The 8,005-nt window shown below is 41.3% G+C and carries 9 protein-coding genes; 3 read left to right on the top strand and 6 right to left on the bottom strand.

Annotated elements, in window-relative coordinates; translation table 11 throughout:
- Positions 1-129 precede the first annotated feature (129 nt).
- The 6 genes from hemF to GQR47_RS16910 all read right to left on the bottom strand — a co-directional run bounded on the left by hemF (position 130) and on the right by GQR47_RS16910 (position 5,077).
- The gene (hemF, locus tag GQR47_RS16935; protein ID WP_024594982.1) at positions 130-1,080 is read right to left on the bottom strand and encodes an oxygen-dependent coproporphyrinogen oxidase; all 951 of its coding nucleotides are present in this window, start codon (positions 1,078-1,080) and stop codon (positions 130-132) included.
- A 1-nt stretch (position 1,081) separates the two neighbouring features.
- Entirely contained in the window at positions 1,082-1,645 is a 564-nt protein-coding gene (locus tag GQR47_RS16930) for an L-threonylcarbamoyladenylate synthase (protein ID WP_004335153.1), read from the bottom strand.
- Positions 1,646-1,670: 25 nt separating this feature from the next.
- Positions 1,671-2,246 (bottom strand): topoisomerase DNA-binding C4 zinc finger domain-containing protein, encoded by a 576-nt coding sequence (locus GQR47_RS16925; protein WP_004335155.1) that lies wholly within the window; start codon positions 2,244-2,246, stop codon positions 1,671-1,673.
- A gap of 114 nt (positions 2,247-2,360) precedes the next feature.
- The gene (locus tag GQR47_RS16920; protein ID WP_004335158.1) at positions 2,361-2,834 is read right to left on the bottom strand and encodes a DUF494 family protein; all 474 of its coding nucleotides are present in this window, start codon (positions 2,832-2,834) and stop codon (positions 2,361-2,363) included.
- Position 2,835: 1 nt separating this feature from the next.
- The gene (dprA, locus tag GQR47_RS16915) at positions 2,836-3,927 is read right to left on the bottom strand and encodes a DNA-processing protein DprA (RefSeq protein WP_024594983.1); all 1,092 of its coding nucleotides are present in this window, start codon (positions 3,925-3,927) and stop codon (positions 2,836-2,838) included.
- 31 nt (positions 3,928-3,958) lie between these two features.
- A complete protein-coding gene (locus GQR47_RS16910) occupies positions 3,959-5,077 on the bottom strand; it encodes a LysM peptidoglycan-binding domain-containing protein (protein ID WP_024594984.1) in 1,119 nt (372 codons plus the stop codon).
- A 118-nt stretch (positions 5,078-5,195) separates the two neighbouring features.
- On the opposite strand from GQR47_RS16910, the gene def reads away from it, so the two are divergent.
- From def to rsmB, 3 genes are read left to right on the top strand one after another with little or no spacing between them, the layout of a single operon-like run.
- Positions 5,196-5,702: a peptide deformylase gene (gene def / locus GQR47_RS16905; RefSeq protein WP_004335162.1), complete on the top strand. Its 507-nt coding sequence runs from the start codon at positions 5,196-5,198 to the stop codon at positions 5,700-5,702.
- A gap of 21 nt (positions 5,703-5,723) precedes the next feature.
- Positions 5,724-6,677: a methionyl-tRNA formyltransferase gene (gene fmt / locus GQR47_RS16900; protein ID WP_024594985.1), complete on the top strand. Its 954-nt coding sequence runs from the start codon at positions 5,724-5,726 to the stop codon at positions 6,675-6,677.
- Complete coding sequence (gene rsmB, locus GQR47_RS16895) at positions 6,670-7,965, top strand: 16S rRNA (cytosine(967)-C(5))-methyltransferase RsmB (protein ID WP_004335167.1); 1,296 nt, start codon at positions 6,670-6,672, stop codon at positions 7,963-7,965. Before fmt ends, rsmB begins: the two co-directional genes overlap by 8 nt.
- Positions 7,966-8,005: the final 40 nt, after the last annotated feature.

Here is an 8,005-nt window from a genome sequence, read left to right as displayed (position 1 = left end):
GAAAGTGTTATGGCAAGGATGGCTTAAGTTACAAGCCATCCTGGAAGGCTACGATTTAGCAAAATCTCTTGAGTCAGACTTGTGATCAAAAGACAGCTAATTAGCGCCTTTTTGATTATTGTTTAATTTTTATAATTGCCACTCTCTGGCTATCAGCTCACTTGGTTGACTCGTTAACCACTCTTGCGGGCGTAAGTAATACTGATATAGGTTAGCTTCTGGGCTACTTGGCTCTGGTTTATAGTTATATTCCCAGCGTGCAAGTGGTGGCATAGACATTAATATAGACTCAGTGCGCCCGCCACTTTGCAATCCAAATAAAGTGCCCCTATCCCATACTAAATTAAACTCAACGTAGCGCCCGCGACGATAAAGCTGAAAATCACGTTGTTGCTCTGTGTATTCGTCATTTTTGCGACGTTCAATAATAGGTAAATAGGCATCTAAAAATCCATTACCCACCGATTGCATAAACGCAAAACTCTTTTCAAAACCAAGTTCGTTTAAATCGTCAAAGAATAAACCGCCTACTCCGCGAGTCTCATCTCTGTGCTTTAAATAAAAGTACTCGTCGCACCAGGTTTTGTATTTTGGATAAACGTCGCTGCCAAAAGGCGCACAAATGTCGTGAGCAACTTGATGCCAATGTTGTACGTCTTCTAATACTGGATAAAAAGGAGTGAGATCAAACCCGCCACCAAACCACCATATTGGCTCTTCGCCTTCTTTTTCGGCTATAAAAAAGCGCACATTGGCATGACTTGTTGGTACATGAGGGTTTTTAGGGTGAATAACTAACGACACACCACACGCATGAAAGCTGCGCCCTGCAAGCTCTGGTCTGTGCGCTGTTGCCGAACCAGGCATTGAAGCGCCAAATACATGAGAGTAATTAACTCCGCCTTGCTCTATTACAGTGCCATTAGTGGTTACGCGTGTACGACCACCACCGCCTTCTGCTCGCTGCCAGTTATCTTCTATAAATTTAGCACTGCCATCTGCAGCCTCCAAACCTTGGCAAATAGTGTCTTGCAAAGCCATAAAGTATGCTTTTACTTGATTTAATAATTCGCTTTGCATATTAACCTCTAAATATTTTGCCAGTCATGGCGTCTTTTATTGTGCTTGGTTGAGTATTACCACCTAACGGCTCGTCAACGTAAAAGCCAACTTGTTCTGCAAATTGCGCTTTGGCTTGCTCAATACTAATTACCGTTTCTTGACCGGTTAAGTTTGCACTGGTTGATACTAATGGCTTGCCAAACTCTTGGCACAAACGCTTTACTGTTGGATGGTTTGTTACTCTTACCGCGATGGTATCAAACTGCCCTGTGAGCCATTTAGGCGTATTTTTAGATGCAGGCATAACCCATGTAATTGCAGCAGGCCAACTCGAAAAAATATCAGCGCGTTTATCCATTGGTATTTTTGCATCATCTACGTATTTTAATAATTGTCCGTAGTTATCAGCGATTAAAATAAGCCCTTTTTCAACCGGGCGCTGCTTAATAGCTAATAGTGCCTCAACGGCTTGTTGATTATCTGGATCACAACCTAAACCATATACAGCTTCTGTTGGGTATAAAATAACTTCGCCTTGCGTTAAGCATGTTATTGCAGTGGGCGTATTTGAAAGGTCTGACAAAGTAGTCTCCAGATATAATTAAACGTTATTCAGTTGGGGTGAGCTTATGCATGCAGCTTTTTTGTGGGCATTGCAATAATATGCCGTTTGCCATATTTCTTTCTATGACGATAGGCCAGTCACATTCAGGACACGGATGTTCAACCGGTTTATTATTAAGCGTGTATTTACAACTTGGGTAGCAATCACAAGAATAAAATACTTTACCAAACTTATTACTGCGCGCGACTAAATGACCTTTTTTGCATTTAGGGCAACTAGGCAAAGTATCTTCGCTTTGCTTTTCTTCATTTTCGTTAGCAATATAATGACACTCTGGATAACCCGTACACCCAATAAACATACCATAGCGGCCATTTTTAACCACCAGCGGTTTGCTACACTCAGGACATGCAGAATCTTCTAATATTTTGATTTCGTTACTGTCGTGATGTGCCAGCGGCCTAATAAAGTCGCATTTGGGATAACTTGCGCATCCTAAAAAAGGGCCTGATTTACTATTGCGGATCACTAACTCTGAACCACACTGTGGGCATATCTCGTATTCTTTTTCGAGGGCGTGCTTGTTCGCCGAGAAAAGCGAATGGTCGATTTTACTCATGGTGATCCTAATAGGTTGGTGAATTTTCGCCTAATATACCCAAACCACTTAAAGATACAAGCAATGCCGTGCTTATCCTTTTAAGTAATTTGAGTACAATCAAGATAATTATCTCTAATGAAGAAGTTCGCTGGGTTCATCAAAAATCAAATCTTCCATTTGCTCATATGCCTCTTCAGAGCCAGGAACGTTAAACAAGATCATAAGTACAATCCACTTTAAGTCTTCTAGGCTTATAGTTGGTTTATCGAGAGAGGCTAAACAGTCCATTACCATTTCACGTGTTACATTGTTAATTACGCCTATTTGCTCAATAAACATTAAAAAGCCACGACACTCAGCGCTGAGCCTTTGGCATTCACTATCGGTAAATATACGCACAGCATCTTTAGGGTTAGCAATAAGATAAGGAGACTCATCGCTGTGTTGTAAATCGGCTAGTTGCTCTAACCAATCAAGAGCTTTAAATATCTCAGGCTTATTAAAGCCCGCACGCAGTAGCTCATCGGTTAACTCATTTTGCTCTGCAAATATATCCGCTTCGCTATGAATGTAATTTTCAAAAAGATACAAAAGAATATCAAACATATTACCTTCCTGCGCTTAACTTGATGTAACCATCTAAGACTCGCTCAATCTGATCGTCTAATTCTAAATCGAGCAACCTACTGAGTACTTTATCTATTGGCCACTGCGCACGACGCACAATGTCATCTACACTGGTTACTTCAAAGCCAATACTATTTAGAACCTCACATTGAGAATTGGCTTGAATCGGCTGCTCTTTATTAAATACATTATTGTCGTAAGTGAAACTCACCTCATCAAGAATGTCAGCCACGTTTTCTACCAGCTTAGCACCTTGCTTTATTAAAAAGTGACTTGCCTGCGCTAACGGGTTTTTAATAGAACCCGGTACTGCAAATACCTCTTTATTTTGTTCAAGCGCATAGCGTACTGTAATTAACGAACCACTTTTAATTTCAGCTTCAACAATAAGCACTCCTAACGATAACCCAGAAATAATACGATTACGGCGCGGAAAGTTGTGCGCATGAGCAGCTGTGCCTGGTAAAAACTCACTCACCAGCAAACCGCTTTCTAAAACTTGGTCTGTTAATAGTTTATGGCGTTTGGGGTAGTAAATATCAACCCCAGTACCAAGCACAGCTATGGTTTTACCTGTACCAGCAAGAGAACCTTTATGTGCTGCACCATCTATTCCCCGCGCCATACCTGAAGTAACTGTAATACCCGCCAAAGTTAACTCGTATGCAAATTCTGAGGCTATTTCAAGCCCGGTAGGTGTAGCATTACGACTGCCAACAATTGCAATTTGTGGAGTTGATAATAACGAGACATCTCCCCTGCAAAATAGTAATAAAGGCGCACTGGCAATCTGCCGGAGATCTTCTGGGTAAAGCGCATCAAAAATACAGACAACAGTAATGTTGTTCAGCGCTATTAATTGCTCATAATGACTGACTTGTTGCCAATTGGTGTTGAGTAAATTACTCGCTTGATTAGCGGTTAACCCAAGCTGTAAAAGCTTGTCATGAGATAAGTCGAATAACGACCCAAGGGAATAGTTTGTAGATAGTGCTAAAAGGGTTTTTATACCCAACCCTTTACACATATAAAAGGCAAGCCAGTGGGCTAGCTTGCCAGATGACTGATCCATGCTCTCTCCTAGAGCACCGACTCGCTACTTCTTAATGAATAACTGCAATATCTCCAATGCGAATTGGGTGCTGGTTTTTAGTTATTAATGCATAACTTACTTTGTCATACACTTTAAAGACAATTAGCTCACCAACTTTTTCTTTAGGCATGGTCCACGTTGTGTTTTGTTCGTCAGACTCATCACCAAGTAATTGGCTCACATCAGATAAAAGCTTCTCATATTTACTAGAATCTTCTGGATAACGAGGGCCACGAGGACCATCAATAACCGTTGGTGATTGACGCTCTAGATCTAATACATGACCCGCTTCTATATTGTGTTCACTGCCTAAGTTTAGCACCACAACATCCATTGTGCTGAATTCTCTAACTTCGCGTGGTGAAGCAATAATATTACCTGTTACAGGTTCTAAAGGACGGTGTATATCAAAGTACGCAGGAAGCATTTGGCCTTCCATTGCCGGCATTAAAAAATCACCTTGCTGAATTTCTCGTTTAACAGACTCAACGCGTAATGACGAAGGCACGCCATTTTTCTCATCGCCCGCTCTAAAAGCACGTGCTATACCCACGTAAGATGCACGCGTTGCTAACACTTCACCGGTTAAATCAGTGTAGGGGTCACCTTTATGGTAAATAGCATATGCTTTATGTACTTGTAAGTCGCCTTTAACATATAAAATATGGCCTAGCGTTTGTGTTTTAGTATTTTCGTTTGCACCTAAAATATAAGGTTTGCCTTTAATATCGTCACTGTTCATTGCTTGCTCGTAACTGATATAAGGTTTGATCATTTCAAGCGGCAAAGTAGTAATAGCATCACGCCCTTTTGGTGTAATACGACCCTGAGGAGATAGCTTTCTATATCCTTTATTTATCACTAAACGTGGGTTTCCATCTGCATCGTATATCAACGCTAATGCATCACCGGGGTAAATTAGGTGTGGGTTGTCAATTTGTGGATTCATTTGCCAAAGTTCAGGCCATAGCCAAGGCTCATCTAAATAGATGCCAGAAATATCCCAAAGTGTATCGCCTTTTTTTACAACATACTGTTTTGGTGCGTCTTTTTTTATTTTAAGTACATCAGCAACTGCGGGAAACGCAGCGCTTAACGTAAGCATGATTGCAAGTAGTGGAGATTTCATCGAGCTTCCTTGTATTGTTTTTTCATTATTATTGCCCAAAACCTGTTAAAGGTGAACGCGAATGGCTAAAATAAGAGCATACAATACCCTAAATTAAGCACAAGTGAAAAAGGTAACTATGGCTAGGTTAGAAGTTTTAAGATTTCCAGATGAACGTTTACGTACTGTAGCAAAAGATGTTGTACAAGTTGACGACACAGTACGCCAAATTGTAAAAGACATGCTAGAGACAATGTACGATGAAAATGGCATTGGACTTGCGGCCACGCAAGTAGATATTCATCAACGAATCGTTGTTATTGATGTATCAGAAGAGCGCAATGAGCCACTGGTATTAATTAATCCACAAATCATTAAAAAAGACGGCTCTACCGTTAGCGAAGAAGGCTGTTTATCAGTACCTAACTCGTATGCAAAAGTAGATCGCGCAGAAACAGTAACAGTCGCAGCACTTAACGAAAACGGTGAAGAATTTGTACTAGATGCAGATGAATTATTGGCTATTTGTATTCAACATGAACTAGATCACCTTCAAGGTAAGCTATTCATTGATTACTTATCTCCATTAAAGCGCCAACGTATTCGTAAAAAGCTTGAAAAAGAAGCCAAGTTTGCAGAACAGTAATAAGCACCTTAGGAAAACTCAGTGACTCAACCATTACGCATTATATTTGCCGGTACGCCGGACTTTGCCGCACGTCATTTACAAGCGCTGATACAAAGCGAACACCAAATAGTGGGTGTATATAGCCAGCCAGATCGCCCTGCAGGTCGTGGTAAAAAATTAAAAGCCAGTGAAGTGAAAGAGCTAGCGCTTGAGCACAACTTACCGGTTTTTCAGCCACAGTCATTAAAAAATGATGAAGCACTAGCTGAGCTAACAAGCTTAAATGCCGACATTATGATTGTTGTAGCATATGGCTTAATTTTACCTAAAGCTATTTTAGAAGCGCCACGTTTAGGTTGTTTAAATGTGCATGGCTCTATATTACCGCGCTGGCGCGGTGCTGCACCTATTCAACGCGCAATTTGGGCAGGTGATGAACAAACCGGCGTAACAATAATGCAAATGGATGAAGGGCTAGATACCGGCGATATGCTACATATAAGCCGCTGCCCTATTAGCACAACAGAAACTAGCGCAAGCTTATATACAAAGCTTGCTGAGCTAGGTCCAGATGCGTTAATTGAAACCATTAATAAATTAGCTAATGGTGAGATCACCCCTGAACCTCAAAACGATGAACTTGCTAACTACGCTAAAAAGCTTTCTAAAGAGGAAGCTAATATCGACTGGTCCTTGAGTGCGCTTCAAATCGAGCGAAACATTCGCTCTTTTAACCCGTGGCCAATGTGCTTTACCCAAATGGGTGGGCAAACAGTAAAGATTCATCAAGCGCAGGTTATGCTGCAATCAGGTGATCCTGGGCAAATTTTATCAAGCGACAAAAATGGCGTAGTAGTGGCGTGTGGCGAACACGCTTTATGTATTACGCAATTACAGCCGCAAGGTAAAAAACCAATGGCAATTAACGACTTTTTAAATGGTCGTAGTGACTGGGTTACTCCTGGCACAATATTAGGCGAAAACAATGAGTAATGTTCCAAACGTACGAGCGCTTGCCGCTGAAACTTTATATAACGTAGTTGATAAAGGCGCATCGCTTAATCAAGAACTTCCATTTGCAAGCCAAGGCTTGCCGCCTAAAGATAAAGCGTTGCTACAGCAAATTTGTTATGGCGTTTTACGCTACTTACCGAGCCTTGAAAATTACTGCCAACACTTAGTAGAGCAGCCATTAAAAGGTAAACGTAGAATATTTCAGTTTTTATTATACGTAGGTATTTATCAACTGCAGCATATGCGCGTACCACCTCATGCTGCCATTTCAGAAACGGTTAACGCACTGGCTCAACTACGCGCTTTAGGATTAAAAGGACTGATAAACGCCATTTTACGTAGCTTTCAGCGTCAACAAGCTGAGCTTGAAGAAAAAGCGAAGCTTATTCCGGTATGTTTATACAACCATCCAAATTGGTTTATTAAACAGGTGCAAACAGCCTACCCAGATAGCTGGGAAGCACTACTTGAAGAAAACCAGCAACAAGCGCCAATGTGGCTTCGTGTCAATCAAGCCCAATTTAGCACGCAAGAATACAGTGACATGCTCAGCGCTAACGATATTGAACACACCTTAAACCCTGATTTTATTGATGGGATTAAGCTTGCCAAACCACGTGATGTATTTTCGTTACCTGAGTTTGATACAGGTGCATGTTCAGTACAAGATGCTGCAGCACAGTTGGCAGCCCGCTTTTTAGAACCTAAAGCAGACGACTATATTTTGGATGCCTGCGCAGCCCCTGGCGGTAAAACATGTCATATTTTAGAGCTTGCTGATGCTGATGTACTTGCACTTGATAGCGACTCAACTCGCCTTGAACGTGTTAAGCAAAACTTAACTCGTATTGGCTTAGGTGCAGACCTACAATGTGGCGATGCATCGCAACCACATACCTGGTGGGATGAAAAATTATTTGATCGTATTTTACTTGATGTGCCTTGTTCGGCCACTGGCGTAATTCGCCGTCACCCTGACATAAAATGGTTACGTCGCGCATCAGATATCGAAGACTTAGCCAAGTTACAAAGCGATATTCTTGATAGCATTTGGCCACTGTTAAAACCAGGTGGCACATTGGTATATGCTACGTGTTCGGTTCTTCCACAAGAAAACCAACAGCAAGTTGCTAAGTTTTTAGCTAATAACGATGATGTAGAACATATACCTCTACACGAAAACGATACCGTAACAACGCCAGGTTTGCAGTTACTGCCCGGTGAAAGTGATGGATTTTATTACGCTAAGCTAGTTAAAAAAGCCTAATAGCCGTACACTAAATAGTTAGCCATTTATGAAACATTAA

It is taken from the genome of Pseudoalteromonas sp. Z1A2 (genome assembly GCF_011378755.1).
GTDB classification, from domain to species: Bacteria; Pseudomonadota; Gammaproteobacteria; order Enterobacterales; family Alteromonadaceae; genus Pseudoalteromonas; species Pseudoalteromonas distincta.
Note: the sequence above shows the minus strand (reverse complement) of the source record. Positions and strands in the feature narration are given on the sequence as shown.

Excerpts from the sequence above, each read along its gene's own strand:
- GQR47_RS16910 (WP_024594984.1), bottom strand. The coding sequence starts at position 5,077 with ATGAAATCTCCACTACTTGCAATCATGCTTACGTTAAGCGCTGCGTTT.
- GQR47_RS16925 (WP_004335155.1), bottom strand. The coding sequence starts at position 2,246 with ATGAGTAAAATCGACCATTCGCTTTTCTCGGCGAACAAGCACGCCCTC.
- dprA (WP_024594983.1), bottom strand. The coding sequence starts at position 3,927 with ATGGATCAGTCATCTGGCAAGCTAGCCCACTGGCTTGCCTTTTATATG.
- rsmB (WP_004335167.1), top strand. The coding sequence starts at position 6,670 with ATGAGTAATGTTCCAAACGTACGAGCGCTTGCCGCTGAAACTTTATAT.
- GQR47_RS16920 (WP_004335158.1), bottom strand. The coding sequence starts at position 2,834 with ATGTTTGATATTCTTTTGTATCTTTTTGAAAATTACATTCATAGCGAA.
- def (WP_004335162.1), top strand. The coding sequence starts at position 5,196 with ATGGCTAGGTTAGAAGTTTTAAGATTTCCAGATGAACGTTTACGTACT.
- hemF (WP_024594982.1), bottom strand. The coding sequence starts at position 1,080 with ATGCAAAGCGAATTATTAAATCAAGTAAAAGCATACTTTATGGCTTTG.